The 16096-nt window shown below is 62.7% G+C and carries 11 protein-coding genes and 1 pseudogene; 6 read left to right on the forward strand and 6 right to left on the reverse strand.

The genetic code is table 11. The annotated features are described in order from the left end of the window. Nucleotides 1-218 (reverse strand): annotated as a pseudogene (locus Q1V51_RS04710) (4-hydroxyphenylpyruvate dioxygenase); the annotation flags it as partial. Between the two features lie 136 nt (nt 219-354). Between Q1V51_RS04710 and Q1V51_RS04715 the strand changes: the two are divergent. Both Q1V51_RS04715 and typA read left to right on the forward strand, forming a co-directional pair. Then, complete coding sequence (locus Q1V51_RS04715) at nt 355-819, forward strand: MarR family winged helix-turn-helix transcriptional regulator (protein ID WP_300553537.1); 465 nt, start codon at nt 355-357, stop codon at nt 817-819. A gap of 102 nt (nt 820-921) precedes the next feature. Next, entirely contained in the window at nt 922-2748 is a 1827-nt protein-coding gene (gene typA, locus Q1V51_RS04720; protein ID WP_300553539.1) for a translational GTPase TypA, read from the forward strand. 2 nt (nt 2749-2750) lie between these two features. Here typA and Q1V51_RS04725 read toward each other — a convergent pair whose 3' ends face one another. Next, nucleotides 2751-3407: a zinc-ribbon domain-containing protein gene (locus tag Q1V51_RS04725; protein WP_300553542.1), complete on the reverse strand. Its 657-nt coding sequence runs from the start codon at nt 3405-3407 to the stop codon at nt 2751-2753. Nucleotides 3408-3590: 183 nt separating this feature from the next. Further along, the gene (locus Q1V51_RS04730; protein WP_300553545.1) at nt 3591-6320 is read right to left on the reverse strand and encodes a pitrilysin family protein; all 2730 of its coding nucleotides are present in this window, start codon (nt 6318-6320) and stop codon (nt 3591-3593) included. 244 nt (nt 6321-6564) lie between these two features. On the opposite strand from Q1V51_RS04730, the gene Q1V51_RS04735 reads away from it, so the two are divergent. Continuing rightward, complete coding sequence (locus Q1V51_RS04735) at nt 6565-7344, forward strand: SDR family oxidoreductase (protein ID WP_300553547.1); 780 nt, start codon at nt 6565-6567, stop codon at nt 7342-7344. On the opposite strand, the gene Q1V51_RS04740 is transcribed toward Q1V51_RS04735, so the two are convergent. Beyond that, entirely contained in the window at nt 7341-8357 is a 1017-nt protein-coding gene (locus Q1V51_RS04740; protein ID WP_300553550.1) for an AraC family transcriptional regulator, read from the reverse strand. The two genes, Q1V51_RS04735 and Q1V51_RS04740, sit on opposite strands and share 4 nt — an antisense overlap. A gap of 12 nt (nt 8358-8369) precedes the next feature. Next, on the reverse strand, nt 8370-8687 hold the full coding sequence (locus Q1V51_RS04745; RefSeq protein ID WP_300553552.1) for a hypothetical protein: 318 nt from the start codon (nt 8685-8687) through the stop codon (nt 8370-8372). Between the two features lie 400 nt (nt 8688-9087). Here Q1V51_RS04745 and Q1V51_RS04750 point away from each other — a divergent pair, with 400 nt between their 5' ends. The 3 genes from Q1V51_RS04750 to Q1V51_RS04760 are packed head-to-tail and all read left to right on the forward strand — an operon-like array spanning nt 9088 to nt 12493. Continuing rightward, on the forward strand, nt 9088-10584 hold the full coding sequence (locus Q1V51_RS04750; RefSeq protein ID WP_300553555.1) for an efflux RND transporter periplasmic adaptor subunit: 1497 nt from the start codon (nt 9088-9090) through the stop codon (nt 10582-10584). Continuing rightward, entirely contained in the window at nt 10581-11261 is a 681-nt protein-coding gene (locus tag Q1V51_RS04755; RefSeq protein ID WP_300553557.1) for an ABC transporter ATP-binding protein, read from the forward strand. The genes Q1V51_RS04750 and Q1V51_RS04755 overlap by 4 nt, the downstream gene beginning before the upstream one ends. Beyond that, nucleotides 11258-12493: an ABC transporter permease gene (locus tag Q1V51_RS04760; protein WP_300553560.1), complete on the forward strand. Its 1236-nt coding sequence runs from the start codon at nt 11258-11260 to the stop codon at nt 12491-12493. The genes Q1V51_RS04755 and Q1V51_RS04760 overlap by 4 nt, the downstream gene beginning before the upstream one ends. 31 nt (nt 12494-12524) lie before the next feature. Here the strand turns inward: Q1V51_RS04760 and Q1V51_RS04765 are convergent, their stop codons facing one another. Next, entirely contained in the window at nt 12525-15953 is a 3429-nt protein-coding gene (locus tag Q1V51_RS04765; protein ID WP_300553562.1) for a PAS domain-containing protein, read from the reverse strand. Nucleotides 15954-16096 lie beyond the last annotated feature (143 nt).

Genomic DNA, 16096 nt, shown 5'->3' on the forward strand with positions numbered 1-16096 from the left:
TCTTTGGCGAAGAAGTAAGCCTGGGTTTCCGGCTCGTAATTGATCAGGAAGTTGATGCCGCCCTGGCGCCACAGCTCGACATCCTTGGAGCGGTGGTTGGCGATGTGGGTGAAGCCCATGGCTTCGAAAATCGGCTCGATAATGCCGCGCTCCAGCGCTGCAAACTCGACGAATTCGAAACCGCAAAGTCCAATCGGGTTCTCGAACAGATCGGCCATGCCAAACCTCTTTCAGCTCTAAAATGTGAATACGTGCCGGGCGCACGCGAAAACCGGGCGCTCTGGCCCTGATTACGCCGGAAACTAGTCATTTGTTGCTATTGCGTCAAGTTGTAAAAACAACTAAATTGCCGGAATGGACACGCTCGACACCGCAACCACGCCCGTCCTCAAGCTGGACGAATACTGGCCCTATCAGATGGTCGTGCTGGCCGATCGCATTTCGCGCTCGACCGCCGCCGTGGTGAAGGAACGGGCCGATCTCAACCTGTCGCAATGGCGGGTGCTGGCGGCGATCGCGGAACAGCCGGGCCGCACCGCGGTCGACGTGGTCAAGGTGACGCCGATGGACAAGGGCATTGTCAGCCGCGGGACCAAGGCCCTGCTCGATGCCGGCCTGGTTCGCCGAGAGGCTTCCCAAGCCGATGGCCGGGTGAGCCACCTCTATCTGACGGCCAAGGGCGAGACGCTCTATGCCGAGGTGCTGCCGCATGTCGAAGCCGTCGCCGGCCAGGCCCATGCGGCGCTGGGGGCGCAGGAGCGGACGGCGCTGCTGGCCATGCTGCAGCGGCTGAAAGCGGACTGGCCGGAGCCACAATAAGCCTCACCCGTTTTCAATAAATGATGCGCCGCGGAATAACCGCTGGCCAGCCGCGCCCTGTCAGCGTATGAGGGCGCGCCTTTTACTAGCAGGATTACCGCCATGAGCGCCTCTCTCTCCAAGCTGCGCAATATCGCTATTGTTGCCCACGTCGACCACGGCAAGACCACGCTGGTTGACCAGCTGCTGCAGCAGTCCGGAACGCTCGGCGAGCGCGCCAATGTGTCCGAGCGCATGATGGACTCCAATGATCTGGAGAAAGAGCGCGGCATTACCATCCTGGCCAAGAATACCGCCGTGACCTGGAATGACTGGGCGATCAATATCGTCGACACGCCCGGCCACGCCGATTTCGGCGGCGAGGTTGAACGCGTCCTGTCCATGGTCGATGGCGTGCTCCTGCTCGTCGATGCGGTCGACGGCCCGATGCCGCAGACCTCCTTTGTGACCAAGAAGGCGCTGGCCCGCGGGCTCAAGCCGATCGTCGTCGTCAACAAGGCGGACCGTCCCTCGGCCCGTCCCGACTGGGTGGTCGACCAGACCTTCGATCTGTTTGATCGCCTCGGGGCCACTGAGGAACAGCTCGACTTCCCGGTCGTCTATGCCTCGGCCCTGCAGGGCTGGGCCGCCAACGAAGCCGGCGTGATCGGCACCGACATGACGCCGCTGTTCGAGATGATCACCGCGCACACGCCGGAGCCCGCTGTCGACCGCGACGGCCCGCTGCAGCTGCAGGTCTCGGCGCTGGATTATTCCTCCTTCACCGGTGTGATCGGCATTGGCCGGGTCGCCCGCGGCAAGGTCACCAAGAACAAGCCCGTTGTCGTGTCCAAGGCCGATGGCCGCCAGGTGAAGGGCCGGGTGCTGCAGATCTTCGGTTTCCATGGTCTCGAACGCGTCGACCGCGACAGCGCCCAGGCCGGTGACATCATCACCTTTACCGGGATTGATGATCTCAAGATCTCCGACACGCTGTGTGATCCCGACCATGTCGAGGCGCTGCCGCCGCTCTCCGTCGACGAGCCGACTCTGTCCATGACCTTCCAGGTCAATGACAGCCCGTTTGCCGGCCGCGAAGGCAAATACGTCACCTCGCGCAATATCAAGGACCGGCTCGAGCGCGAGCTGATCCACAATGTGGCGCTCAAGGTCGAGCAGCAGGACGATCCGGACAAGTTCACCGTCTCCGGCCGCGGCGAGCTGCACTTGTCCATCCTCATCGAGACGATGCGCCGCGAGGGCTATGAGCTCGCCGTCGGCCGCCCGCGCGTCGTCCTCAAGGAAGTCGATGGCGTGGTCTGCGAGCCCTATGAGAGCCTGACCGTTGATCTCGAGGAAGAAGACCAGGGCGGGGTCATGGAAAAGCTCGGCCAGCGCAAGGCCGAGTTGAAGAATATGGTGCCGGACGGTCATGGCCGGGTGCGCATCGACTACATCATCCCGACCCGCGGCCTGATCGGCTTCCGCTCCGAATTCCTCACCCTGACCTCGGGCACCGGCCTGATGTTCCACACCTTTGACCACTACGCCCCGAAGACCGAGGGCGTGATCGGCCAGCGCCATAACGGTGCCATGGTGTCGATGGTGGACGGCAAGGTGCTGGGCTTTGCCCTCTTCAACCTGCAGGAACGCGGCAAGCTCTTCCTCGGCCATGGTGTTGATATCTATGAGGGCATGCTGATCGGCGTGAACGCGCGCGAAGAGGACATGATCGTCAATCCGACCAAGGGCAAGAAGCTGACCAATATGCGCGCCTCCGGCACGGACGAGAACATCGTCCTGACCCCGCCGATCAAGGTGACGCTCGAGTACGCCCTCGAGTTCATCGATGACGACGAGCTGGTCGAAGTGACCCCTGAGAGCATCCGCATCCGCAAGATCTTCCTGAAAGAGCACGAGCGGAAGAAAGAGAAGCGGGCGGCGGGTTAGGGCTAGCCCCTCATTCCGGATGAGGGCGACCGTTCCTTCAACTCCGCCACAATCCCCTTCACATGCACGGGCGAGAGCCCGATCCATTCGCCGCAGCGGCGGATGGATTCGATCTGGTCTTCATTCGGCGTGTGGTCACCGGCCAGGGCGACCTCGACCAGGTTGAGGAGGACGGTTTCCCGGCCGCTATCGCTGAGCTCGTCCTTCAGGCCCTTGATCAGGCCGGAGATGTCGCTGGGCTGGCGCTGCTCGTCTTCGAAAGCGGCGTCGATGGCGGTGCGGTCGAGGGACTGCTCGCCGGAGCGGGCGGTTTTCATCAGTTCGACGATGAGGGTGCGGGCGGCGTCGCTGTCGGCCTGCTCGCCCATGATCGCCAGCGAGACCATGGATTTCAGGCAGGCTTCCTCAAAGCCGGCCATGAAGCGTTGCTCGACCTCGGGGTCGAAGCGTAGCACCTCCGGCTCGAAGCGGGCCTTGCAGGTGCGGCATTCGATATAGGGCTGGTATTCCTGCATGGGGATCAGCGGAATGAAGTAGAGATTGCCCCAGTCCTTGTCGCGGCGTTCGCGATAGGGGCGGCGGTCCTGGCAGGAGGGGCAGTGGAACTCACCCTCGGACAGGATTTTGCGCGTCACGCGCGTGCCGAAAAAGATAAACATGCCCAAGCGCCCCCCGACGCATTGCCCGGCCCCCAAGGCCGGCAATCAGGTTAGAGGCTTGCCCGTGGAAATCCAGAGTTTGAATACGGGTATTCGCAGGCCCCGCATGGCAGGCCGACAGAAAACAGGCGCCGGAGATATCGCCGGCGCCTGTGATCAAGCTCGCAATGATTAGGGCTTGGCTTATTCGCCGAGGCTACGGACCTCAACCTCGCCAAGGCCCAGCTCGCGAATACCATCCTCGATCAGGGCGGCATCGCCGATGATCAGCCAGACCAGCTGATCGGGCTGAACGACTTCGCGCGCCGCGGCGTGGATCGTCTCCAGCTCGAGATTGCGATAACGCTCGGTCAGCGTAGCCGGATAATTCCAGTCACGGCCGAGATTGTGGCTCGAGACCAGGCTGCCACGAACGGCAGATGCGGTTTCGAACTGGCCCGGCAGGGAGCGCGTATTGTTATTGATCGAGCGCTCGAGCTCTTCCGGCGTGGCCGGATTGGTCGAGGTGAACTCGTTGAACTCCCGCATCAGCTCGGACAGGCTGTCCGTGGTACGGTCGGTTTGAACCGGCGCATAGACCAGCCACGGCCGCTGGCCACGGGCCCCCCAGAGCAGGGTCTGGGCGCCATAGGACCAGCCCTTGTCCTCACGCAGATTCATGTTCACGCGTGCGGAGAAGGAGCCACCAATGGCGTCATTCATGGCGCCATAGACTTCCGGGTTCTCAACCGAGCCGGACGGGCCGATGAGGCCGGCCAGGATCAGCGATTGCGGCGAGTTCGGGCGGTCCACAATAATCACGCGGCCTTGCCCGTTCTGCGCCTCTGACAGGTTTTTCTGCGGCAGCGGCGTGTTCGGCGCATCCCAGCGGCGGAAGGCGCGTTCAACGACAGAGGTGATTTCCTCCAGCGTCGTATCGCCGACCACGAACAGGGTCGCATTGTCCGGACGCAGCCAGGCCGCCTGGTGGGCCAGGAGGTCGTCACGGGTAAAGCCGCTGACGGTTTCCGGATTGCCCGAACCGGTGAAGGGCACGGAATAGGCGTGACCCTCGCCGAACATTTCCGGCGGCAGCATGCGCAGGGCGATGGCGATCGGGTTGGCCATTTCCTGCTGGATACCGCTCAGCGTCATCTGGCGCACACGCTCGATATCGTCGCTGGCAAAGCTCGGATCGGTGATCACCGTTGCCATCAGCTCGACCGATTCGCGCAGATTGGCGCGCAGGGCAGAGAGCGTGACGGAGGAGGTGTCGAGGCCGGCACCGGTGGAAAGCTGGGCGCCGAGGCGTTCCGCTTCCGCGGCGATCTCGAGCGCATTCATGCGGCCGGCGCCCTCATCGAGCATGTTCATGGTGAAGTCGGCGAGACCGAGCTGGCCGCCTGCAGCGCTGTCTGCGGCATAACCCGCATCGAACACCATCTGCATCTCGACGACAGGAACCGCATCGCGGCGCACGAAGACGAGGTCGACGCCATTGGACAGTTCCGCCGTCTGCACGTCTGGCCAGACCAGTTCCGGCGTCGAGGCGACGACCGGCAGGGCCGAACGATCGGCATCGGTTTCAACGCTTTCATGATCGCCGAAGGGCAGGACGTGGATTTCGTGCGAACCGGTATTGAGCCATTCGCGCGCCGTCGCTGTAACAGCTTCCGGCGTGGCCGAATTGAGCCGCTCCAGATAGGTGCGCCAGAAGCCCGGATCACCGGCATAGAGCTCACCCTGGGCCAGGGTGACAGCCTTGCCGCCGAACCCGCCGATCTGCTCGAGGCCGCGAACCACACCGGCATTGGTACGGGTGACGGCGGCTTCGAGTTCCTCGGCGGTGACGCCTTCGGCCATCATCTCCTCGACCATCTCGTCGAGGCGGGCCGAGGCGGCGGCAACATCTTCACCCGGGTTGAGGGTGATGATGACATTGAACATGGAAGCGAGCTGGTGCTCCTGTACCCAGGCGCTGGCGCTGGTTGCGACCTGACGATCGAAGACGAAGTCCTCATACAGGCGCGAGGTGCGGCCGCCGCCCAGGGCGGTGGCGAAGAGCTCGAGCTCGGCGCGTTCTTCCGTGGTGCGGCCCGGTACGACCCAGGTGCGGTAGATGCGCGCCTGCGGCACGTCATCATAGAGCACTTCGGTGGTGTCATAGCGGCGTTCCGGAACCCATTCATTGATGCGGTTGAGCGGCGGGCCGACCGGGGCGTCGCCGAAATAGCGCTGCACCAGCGGGCGGGCTTCCTCCGCGTCGATATCACCGGCCAGGACGAGGACGGCATTGGTGGCGCCGTAATACTGACGGAACCAGGAATAGACGTCTTCCAGCGAGGCCGCTTCCAGGTCTTCCATCGAGCCGATGGTGGAGTGGGCGTAGGGGTGACCTTCCGGGAAGAGGGCGCGCAGCTGGGAGTACTGCACCATGCCATAGGGCTGGTTATCGCCCTGGCGCTTCTCGTTCTGGACCACGCCGCGCTGTTCGTCGAGACGGTCCTGGTCGACCGCGCCGAGGAGGTTGGTCATGCGGTCGGATTCCATCCACAGCGCCATCTCCAGGGCCGGGGTCGGCACGGTCTGGAAATAATTGGTGCGATCGAACCAGGTGGTGCCGTTCATACCGGTCGCGCCGACCTGTTCGAAGGGACCGAAGTAATCATCATTATAATTCTCCGACCCATTGAACATCAGATGCTCAAACAGGTGGGCGAAACCGGTCTTGCCTTCCGGTTCATCGGCCGAGCCGACGCCATACCACATGCTCACCGCCACGATCGGCGCCTTGCGGTCTTCGTGCACGATCACGGTCAGGCCGTTATCGAGCTCGAAGCGTTCATAGGGAATTTCAACATCGGGCACCTGTGCGGTCGCAAGACCGGTCCAGGTGAGGGCGGCGGCAACGGCCGTCGCAAACATGCGGTGCATCACTTGATCCATTCCTCCTCAGGTTCGGGCTGCAAAATGCAATGCGAGGGGTGTGGAGTGAAACTAAATTTGTCGTAATGGCCCGGGGATCACGCAGAACAGACGTGATGCCCGTCGAAATCGCGTCGGTCCCGCTCCGGTAGCGCGCGGCTTCCGCGCTGAAAGCGCACCGGAACGCCTCGACACCCCCGCACCCAGGCGCTACGCCTTTCGCCAACAACACCACAAAGGGGAGGTTCGATAAATGGACGGTTTGTTTTCTCTGGAGGGCCGCACGGCTCTGATCACAGGCGGCTCGCGCGGTATCGGTGAGATGATCGCCGAGGGTTATCTCAAGGCCGGCGCCAAGGTCTACATCACGGCCCGCAAGGCGGCTGATTGCATGGCCACAGCAGAGCGCCTCTCGGCGTTCGGCACGTGTGTCGCCCTGCCGGGCGATGCGTCCGGAATGGACGGTGCCCAGGCTCTGGCAAAGCAATATCTGGAGCATGAGAGCACGCTCGACATTCTGGTCAATAATGCCGGTGCGGCCTGGGGTGCCCCGTTCGAGGAATTCCCGGAAAGCGGCTGGGACAAGGTCATGGATCTGAACGTGAAAACGCCCTTCTTCCTGACCCAGGCCCTGTATCCGGCCCTCAAGGCCAATGCGACCCAGGACAAGCCGTCGAAGGTGATCAATATCGCATCGATTGACGGCCAGTCGGTCAACATGATGGAGACCTATTCCTACGCGGCCTCGAAGTCCGGCATCATCCACCTCACCAAGCGCCTGGCGCTGGAACTGGCCAAGGACAATATCATCGTCACCGCCATCGCTCCGGGTGCCTTCGCCTCGCAGATGAACAAGGTCGCCCGTGACCATGAGGACATGGTGGCCCAGGCGGTTCCGTCAGGCCGCATCGGCCAGCCGGCGGACATGGCCGGCGCTGCGATTTTCCTGGCCTCGCGGGCAGGCGATTACGTTGTTGGTTCGACATTGACCGTCGATGGCGGCGTGACCCATGCGCGCGGCAGCGGGTTCTAACCCCGCTTCACTTCACTCGGCGTTCTTCCGGTTTCTTCCCGGAAGATCCGGTTGAACGCCGACTTCGAATTGAAACCGACCTCGTAGGCCAGCTCGATGACCGTGCGGCGTTTATGGGCGGGGTCGGCCATCAGCGTGTTGATGGCGTCGAGGCGCATCAAGTTGATGTAGCGAGAGAAACTCGAGCCGGATCCGGCATTGATGCTGCGCGAAACCTCGCGCGGGCTGAGACCGGTTTCGCTGGCCAGGTCAGCCAGGGTGAACCGGGGTTCGCGCCAGAGCTCCCGCTCACGGACGAGAGCGTCGATCGGGCCGAAACGGGCAATGGCCTCGCTATCGTCGCGATCGGCCAGATTGGTTTCCGGCTTGGCCGGAACGGCACCCTGCAGCCCATCATGACGCCAGGCGAATACGCCCATGGCGGTCAGCAGGCCGGTGACCGAGACCAGGACGAAAGACAGGGCCAGATCGTCGGAGATCCAACCGGTCTGGCCGAGCACCAGCTCACGTACAATGTCGAGCGCCGCAAGAGCAGCAAAGGCTGCAACGGCATAGCCGACCCAGCCCAGATCAATGCTCCTGTCATCAGAGCGGAACTGCGCCGCTGCGAGGCGGTGGCGGAACAGGATTCGGATGGCGAGGCCAATATAGATAACCAGGCTGGGCAGGCCGAAAACCTGTGACATGGGAGGCTCAGGCCGCCACAGGACAATGATCACGGCCGGCAGGACATGCAGAAGATCGATGGGCCGAGGCGGCTGGTCGGCGAAGGCGAGGGTGCGAACCACCAGATAGAAGAGCGGTCCGTAGAGCAGGCCAAAGGCGCTGGTGATGTCCAGTGCCGGCGGCAAGCTGCCGGTGGTCATGCCCAGATTGGCCAGCATATGCGTGCCGAATACCGCCGCCAGCCCGGCCAGCGGGCGCAGGCGCGGCTTCAACGCCAGCAGGATCGCCAGAGCGGCGGCGTGATAGGCGGTCAGCAGGAAGACCAGCGTCAGAAGAGTCAAAGTCATGCGCAGTCGTAATCAGCCAGCGGTCGCAGACTGAGCGGCATAAACGATATTGAGGATGATAGCGATGTTGAAGCCGAGCCCAAGCGTGGTGGTAAAGGCACCGATCGCTGCGACACCCGCCAGCAAAATCGCGCGCAGCGGCATCATCACCAGGGCGCGGCCGCGGCCGCCAAGGGCCTTGTTCGGCCGGGCGACCTGTTCGGCAAGGTCACGGAATCCGCCGCGCCACAACAGGGTTGTGATCAGGATCCACAACGCCGTCCCGAAGATCGGCGCAAACTCCAACAGCGTGCCCATGCCAGGCACGTCGAGCAGGTCTTCAAACTCCACGGAAACTGGCCTTTCCTCATCCCCCGGCTCTCCTTACAGGCTGGTCTGGAGCCTGGCTACGGGATTCCCGTACCAGAAGAACGGATTGCCTACGGGTGTGGCGCGGTTACTGCGATTCCGGGAAGCGCTCATTCGCTTGACGGGTAACGTCCTCCGTCCTTGCAGAATCGCCGGCCTGAGACTTCCTCAAGGCTTATCAATACAACTTTTTGGAGCAATATTTTCTCATCACTTCAGAGGTTTATGCTTTAATGCGAAAGCCGCTCAACCAGTTTGGGCTTTCGTACGTATAAACCGCGGGATAAGCAGCAGACATTGCTGCCATGACGGCGACGGATCGCGGGTCTTATCGCCGTTAAAGGCGCACGCGGCCAGGGGACGCCGCGATAGCGAGGGTAGGATGAAACGGATTTTAAGGCTGGCGCTGGCTGGCGTCATTGTCGCGGCAGCTGCTGGCGGCTGGTGGTATTTTGGTCGCGGGGCCAGTGCCGGCACAGGCGATTTTTCCATCGAGACCGCTGCGGCAGAGACCGGTTCGGTGCGAAGGATCGTGGCGGCATCGGGCGCGGTCCGGGCATTGGTGACGGTCGAAGTGGGCTCCCAGCTCTCGGGCCAGCTCTCCGAGTTGTATGTCGACTTCAATGACACGGTCGAGGCCGGCGAGGTCATCGCCCAGATCGACCCTCAGACCTTTGAAACTCGCGTACAGGAAGCCGAAGCCTCCCGGGCCACGGCCGCCGCCAATGTCCAGCTGCAGCGCGCTAGCCTGCAGCGCGTTGAAGCCAATCTGCGCACGGCCGAGCTCGATTTCCAGCGCATCGAGACGCTGAATTCCCGCGGCAATGCCTCCGATGCTGCACTGGATACGGCACGGGCCTCCTTCGAGGCCGCGCAGGCCGAGCTCAATGTTGCACGGGCCCAGATCGCCAACGCCCAAGCGGTGTTGCAGCAGCGCGAAGCGACCCTGGCCGGTGCCCGCATCGACCTGGATCGCACCACGATCCGCTCTCCGATCAATGGCATTGTTGTCGACCGCGCCGTTGACCAGGGACAGACCGTCGCTGCCAGCCTGTCCGCACCCACGCTGTTCACCATCGCCCAGGATCTGTCCCTGGTGCAGATCGACGCCCAGGTTGATGAGGCCGATATTGGTCAGATCCGCGAGGGCCAGGCTGTGAGCTTCACCGTCGACGCCTATCCCGGCACACAATTGTCCGGCGAGGTCGAACAGATCCGCCTGGCGCCGACGACCTTGCAGAATGTGGTCACCTATACAGTGGTGATTTCGGCAGCCAATCCTGGCCAGCGCCTGCTCCCCGGCATGACCGCCAACATGGATATCGTGACCGGTGAGGCGACGGACGTGCTTGTAGTCCGCAATGGCGCCTTGCGTTTCCGCCCGGCACCGGGGCTGGCCGACAGGACCCAGCCGCTGGCAGAGGCTGGCCAGGGCGGTGGACGTCCCGGCGCCGGACGACCTGGGGGTGGTCGCCCGGGTGGTGGCGGTCGCGGCGGTCCGATGGGACAATTGACTGAACAGCTTGATCTGACAGCAGACCAGCAGGAACGCGTTCGCGGCGCCTTTCGCGCAGCCTTTGGCCGGGCTCAGGCATCGGCCCAGGCGGGCGGCGGTTTTGATCGCGAGGCCATCCAGCAGGAGGTCGATGGTGAAATGACCTCGATCCTGACGCCGGAACAGATGACCCGCTATCGCGAGATCCAGCGTGAGGCCCGTGAAACGCGGCCCGGGTCTGTCTGGGTCGAGACCGCCGAGGGCATGCTGGAGGAGCGTCGGGTCCGCCTTGGCATTTCCGACAGCCAGAACACGGTCGTAGTCGGTGGTGATCTGGAAGCTGGTGATGCGGTTGTCGTGCGGGCCCGGGAGGTGCGCGAATGAGCGCCCTGATCGAGTGCCGAAATCTGTTCAAGACCTATCAGATGGGCGACACGAAAATCCGAGCGCTCGACGGTGTCTCGCTAGAAATCGAATCCGGCGAATACGTTGCGGTGATGGGCGCATCCGGTTCAGGCAAGTCCACATTCATGAACCTGTTGGGTGCGCTCGACCGCCCTACAGCCGGTTTCCTCCGGGTCGACGGAGCGTTACTGAACCAGCTCACGGCGGAGCAGGAAGCCGAATTCCGGGGGCGCTCGATCGGCTTCGTTTTCCAGCAATTCAACCTGCTACCGCGAACCTCGGCGGTCGAGAATGTCGCTTTGCCCCTGGTCTATGCCGGCGTTCCAGCCGCCGAGCGACGCAAGCGCGCCATGGCTCGCCTGGAACAGATGGGGCTCGCCGAGCGCTATGATCACCATCCCTCGCAGTTGTCCGGCGGCCAGCAACAGCGCGTGGCGATTGCCCGGGCATTGGTCAATGATCCGCAGATCCTGTTGGCTGACGAACCGACCGGAGCGCTCGACAGTAAAACCTCGGCCGACATCATGGCCCTGTTCGACAGTCTTAACCGCGATGGCATCACCGTCATTCTGGTGACGCATGAACAGGACGTCGCTGATCACGCCAAGCGACAGCTGGTCTTCAAGGATGGCCGCGTGGTGGAGGATCGCTCATGAGCCTGCTTGCTTCAATTCGCATCGCGCTGATCGCGTTGAGGGTCAACGCACTGCGCAGTGCGCTCGCCATGCTCGGGGTGATTATCGGTGTCGCCTCGGTCATCGTTCTGGTCTCCATCTCAGAGGGCACCAAGCGGGCCGTGGAAGCGCAGATTGCCAGCTTTGGCGCCAATCTTCTCATCATCCGTCCGGGGTCGAGCATTTTTGGCGGCCGCCGCGGCGGTGCCGGCAGTGCAACGCCACTTACCGATGGCGATGTCCTCGCCCTGGCCAATGAGGTTCCCGGCATGGCCGGCGTATCGGGCGAGGTGAGCACCAGTGCCACCGCAGTCTTTGGCGGTGTGAACTGGTCGACCCGGATTTCCGGGGTCAATGCCGACTATTTCGATGTCCGTGCCTGGGTCATCGATGAAGGCCGCGCCTTTGCGCCCGCCGAAGAGAGCTCGGGGCGACGCTTCGTTGTCGTTGGACAAACTATCGTACGGGAATTGTTTGACGGAGCTGATCCGGTTGGCCAGACCCTGCGGATCCAGGGGCAGCCCTTCGAGATCATCGGGACCGTTGCGGCGAAGGGCGAGAGCTCCTGGGGGGCGGACCAGGACGATATCATTTTCATGCCCCTGGCGACGGCGCGCCAGCGCCTCGGAGCCGGGCAGCGACCACCGACGCGGGATCCGGTTTCGGTGATCTATGCCGATGTGGCTGCAGGCGAGGATGTTGATCGCGTGATCGCGGATATCGAGGATATCCTCCGGGTCAGGCGCGAAATCCTGCCCGGTGCGGAGGATGATTTCTCGGTTGGCAATCTGGCCGAGTTCATCCGCGCGCGGAACGAGACGGAAAACCAGCTCGGCCTACTTCTGGCGGTCGGGGCGGCGATTGTCCTTCTGGTCGGCGGCATCGGGATCATGAATATCATGCTCGTTTCCGTCACCGAGCGGACGCGCGAAATCGGGCTTCGTCTCGCTGTGGGTGCGCGTCAGCGCGATATCCGCAACCAGTTCCTGATCGAAAGCATCGTCTTGTGCCTGTTCGGTGGCGCGATGGGGCTTGCGGCCGGCATCGGCGGAACCCTGATCTACGCCGAAATCGGACAGTTGGAGATCGCGGTCAGTCCGCTGATCGTCGGAATTGCCATCAGCGCGTCGGTCCTGGTCGGAGTGTTCTTCGGGCTCTATCCGGCACAAAGAGCGGCCCGCCTCAACCCGATCGACGCCCTGAGGCACGAATAGACCTGCGGCCAAGGGCTGGCGTGGTGCGGATCTAAGCCGCGAATTCCCGGTCGCTTGGTTGGGTTTGCGCGGGCAAGGCAATGTAGAAGGTCGAGCCATGGCCCAGCTTGCTGTCGACCCAGACTCGACCACCATGGCGTTCCACAGCCTGGCGCACGATGGCCAGTCCGATGCCGGTTCCCTTGTATTCCTCGCGTGAATGCAGGCGTTGGAAGGGGGCGAAGATCTTGTCGGCGAACTTCGGATCGAGGCCGATGCCGTTATCTGTGATGGCGATGATGTATTCGCCTTCGCCGGCCGTCGCGCTGACATCGATACGGGGTGTGGCTTCGCCGCGATATTTGACAGCATTGGCGAGAATATTCTGCAGGCACTGGCGTAACAGGACCGGGTCGGCGCGCAGCACCGGCAGGTCGGCAATGGTGACGACCGCGCCACTTTCCTCGATGGAGGCATCAATGCTCTCGCGCGCTTCGGCGAAAATATCATTGAGGTCGATTTGCTGCAGTTGCAGGGGTTGGCTCGCCAATCGCGAATAACTGAGAAGGTTGTCGATCAGTGTCTGCATGCGGTGGGCGGCGTCGACCAGGAAGTCCAGGGCCCGGATGCCCTCAGCGTCTATGGTTTCGCCATATCGACGCTGGACCAGGCCAGCGAAGGCACCAATTTTCCGCAACGGTTCCTGCAGGTCGTGCGAGGCGACGGTCGCAAACCGGTCGAGCTCGCGATTGGAGCGCTCCAATTGTTCATAGGCGACCCGCAGGGGCGTGACGTCTGTCATCACCGCATAGCTGCGCAGCGGGCGCCCCTTTTCATCGCGCTCGAGGAAGGAGGAGAGCAACACGTCCACGGGGCGCCCATCCTTGTGCAGGAAGCGGTAAGGGATGTTGGTATTGCGTCCGGTCTCGAACAATTCCGGCAAGGAGAGCTCAATCGCGCGCTTCTGCGACTCCGGATCAAGGAAGTCCACGGACTTTCGCCCGATCACCTCGTCGCGCCGGTAGCCCATTGAAGTCAGCCAATAGTCACTGACCTGGACGATATAGCCCGCCGCATCAATGGTGTGCATCATCGCCGGGGTGTCTCGATAGATTGCGGCGAAGCGCTGGCGTTCTTCGGCGATCTGATCGGCGCTGCGGCGCGATGCGTCGATATTCCAGAGCGCGCCGCTCGCGGTGAGGGATTTGCCCTTTGCGTCGCGAGCCATGACGCTGCCCGTGGAGCGATACCAAACCCAGCTTCCATCCCGGGCGCGAAGCCTGAATTCCAGCGACTCGCCCGCCGTTTTGTCGCGCGCCATCGCCTTGTGCGTGGCCTGCAGACGGTCGGCATCAGCCGGATGGATATGGGACATCCATGTATCGGAACTGATGGTCAACTCATGCCTATCCGCAAATACGGTCCGAACAATCTCGCCACGCAGCCAGACCTCCTGGGCCGGATAATCAATCCGCCAAATGCCCAGCGAGCCGGCATCCATGGCCTCGGACAATTGCTGTTCGCGCTGCGCCAACATGTCGTTTGTTGTGAGCTTCTCGGTGATGTCGGTAACAAAGCCGGATGCAATGGCGGGTCTGCCAGACTCGTCCCGCTCACTGATCCGGCCGCGATTGTGGATATGGATCCAGCCATCCTTCTCGCTGTAATATCGCAGGGTGAAATCAAATGTCTCACTTTCACCGGAGGCCAGCGCCGCCTGGGCCTGGTCGGTGATTGCCCGGTCATCCGGATGCACGCGCTCAGCCCAGTCATCAAAGGTGATACGCGTATCGGCCGGTGGAAGCCCCATCATCTCGCTCATGACCGCTGTGACATCGGCAATACGTGTGCGCAGATTGAGCCGCCAGGCCCCTTCGCCGGCGCTTTCGAGCGCATCTCGGAGGCGCGCCTCGGACTCTTCGACACGGCGCTGAAGAATACGCCGCTCGGTGACGTCGGTGACGATGCCAACCGCCCGGACCGGCCGGCCGTCCTTGTCCCGCTCGACAACCTCTCCGCGCGAGGTCAGCCAGACCAGTTCGCCATTGCTGCGACGGATGCCGTAATTGGACTCGTATCGATTGGTCTCTGCATTGCGGAGGGCCAGCAATTCCTCGCGGACCCGCTCGCGATCGGCAGCGGCGACGCGGGCTAGCCAGATTTCCCAGTTCACCGCCCCGGCGTCCGGCGGGAGGTCCAGGATCTGCCGGATCTGTCCCATGGCCTTGACCTCGCCGGTAACGAAATTGGCATCCCAAACGCCGTGCGATCCAGCTTCGACAGCCTGGCGAAGGCGTTGCTCGCTGTCCTCGAGTCGGGCCTTCAGCTCCATCTCATCAGTGATGTCGATCAGCACGCCGGAGGCGCGATGCGGGTCGTCGCCGGTCCCTTTGGTTCGGCCTTTCGAGCGTATCCATCGCCAGGTGTCGGTACGCGCGTCGAGCAGGCGGTAGCTTTCATCCAGGGTGTCGCTCTCGCCAGAAGCCAGTCTAGCGAGGGCCGTGGCGACATTGTCGCGTTCATCCGGGTGGGTGCGGTCCAGCCAGACCTGACCGTCGATCGCGGCGGGTTCCCGAGGAATACCGAGCATTTCCCGGATTTCGCCCAATGGAGTGACCAGAAGCGTCGACGGATCGACTTCCCAGACCCCGCAAGCGCCGGCTGTGATGGCGTCGGCGAATTGCCGTTCGCGCTCCGCCAGCTTGGTCTCGAGCGCCTGGCGCTCGGTAATGTCGGCGATAACGCCGGTGGCCCGCAAGGGTTCACCGTCGCGGGTGAATTCGGTGACGCGGCCACGTCCATGAAGCCAACGCCAGGCGCCGTCGGTGCGACGCCCCCGGAAGGTGATATCCAGTGTGTTGTGAGCGCTGCGGCGCAAGGCGGCCAGGGCTTCGGAGAAAGCTGACCGGTCATCCTCGTGAATGGATTGTGTCAGGCGGTCAATCGATATGGTCGCATCGCTGCTCTCAATGCCGAGGAATTCATTCATGAAGCCGCGCATCGAGCCCAGCCCGGTGATCAGGTTGAGCGAGAATGCGCCTTCATTGGCGGAGGCGAGGGCGGCGCGGAGCTGGATGTCGCTGGCCTCAAGCTTGGCCTGCAATGAGAGCTGGGTTGTGACGTCCTTGATGATGCAGAGAAAGCCGGTCCGGCGGCCTTCACTATCGAGGATGGGGCAGCCAACCGTGTCCGCGTCAAAAATGCGCCCCGTTTTGGCGCGATAACGGGCCTTGTAGGGGCGCGGCTGCCCGCCCTCGTCCGGCGCCGAGTTGAAATGGGTCTGGCCGAGCCGGATGTAATCGCGCGGATCTGCATAAATAATCTTGGTCGGCTGACCGAGAAGCTCGTCTTCCCGATAACCGAACAGGCGTTCCGCCGCTGGATTGAGGGCGGTGATTTCGCGTTCAAGATTGGCGGCCAGGACGGCCACGCCGGCATGCTCGTAAAGAGTGGTCAGCATGTCGGCATTGAGCGGGGTCATCGGCGCTGGCCCTACCGTTTTCTCGGATGATGGCGTGCATACTATGCGCACAAGCGAAAAGAGTGCCTTAACGGGGTGCGAAATGAAACTCTTTCGGTATCAGCGCGGCAGCGAGTGCGCGGCGGGCTGGAGAATTGGCTGCG

This window comes from Maricaulis sp. (assembly GCF_030149235.1).
Taxonomy (GTDB): domain Bacteria; phylum Pseudomonadota; class Alphaproteobacteria; order Caulobacterales; family Maricaulaceae; genus Maricaulis.

Coding starts and splice junctions, on each gene's coding strand:
- Q1V51_RS04715 (WP_300553537.1), top strand. CDS start 355: ATGGACACGCTCGACACCGCAACCACGCCCGTCCTCAAGCTGGACGAA.
- typA (WP_300553539.1), top strand. CDS start 922: ATGAGCGCCTCTCTCTCCAAGCTGCGCAATATCGCTATTGTTGCCCAC.
- Q1V51_RS04725 (WP_300553542.1), bottom strand. CDS start 3,407: ATGTTTATCTTTTTCGGCACGCGCGTGACGCGCAAAATCCTGTCCGAG.
- Q1V51_RS04730 (WP_300553545.1), bottom strand. CDS start 6,320: ATGCACCGCATGTTTGCGACGGCCGTTGCCGCCGCCCTCACCTGGACC.
- Q1V51_RS04735 (WP_300553547.1), top strand. CDS start 6,565: ATGGACGGTTTGTTTTCTCTGGAGGGCCGCACGGCTCTGATCACAGGC.
- Q1V51_RS04740 (WP_300553550.1), bottom strand. CDS start 8,357: ATGACTTTGACTCTTCTGACGCTGGTCTTCCTGCTGACCGCCTATCAC.
- Q1V51_RS04750 (WP_300553555.1), top strand. CDS start 9,088: ATGAAACGGATTTTAAGGCTGGCGCTGGCTGGCGTCATTGTCGCGGCA.
- Q1V51_RS04755 (WP_300553557.1), top strand. CDS start 10,581: ATGAGCGCCCTGATCGAGTGCCGAAATCTGTTCAAGACCTATCAGATG.
- Q1V51_RS04760 (WP_300553560.1), top strand. CDS start 11,258: ATGAGCCTGCTTGCTTCAATTCGCATCGCGCTGATCGCGTTGAGGGTC.
- Q1V51_RS04765 (WP_300553562.1), bottom strand. CDS start 15,953: ATGACCCCGCTCAATGCCGACATGCTGACCACTCTTTACGAGCATGCC.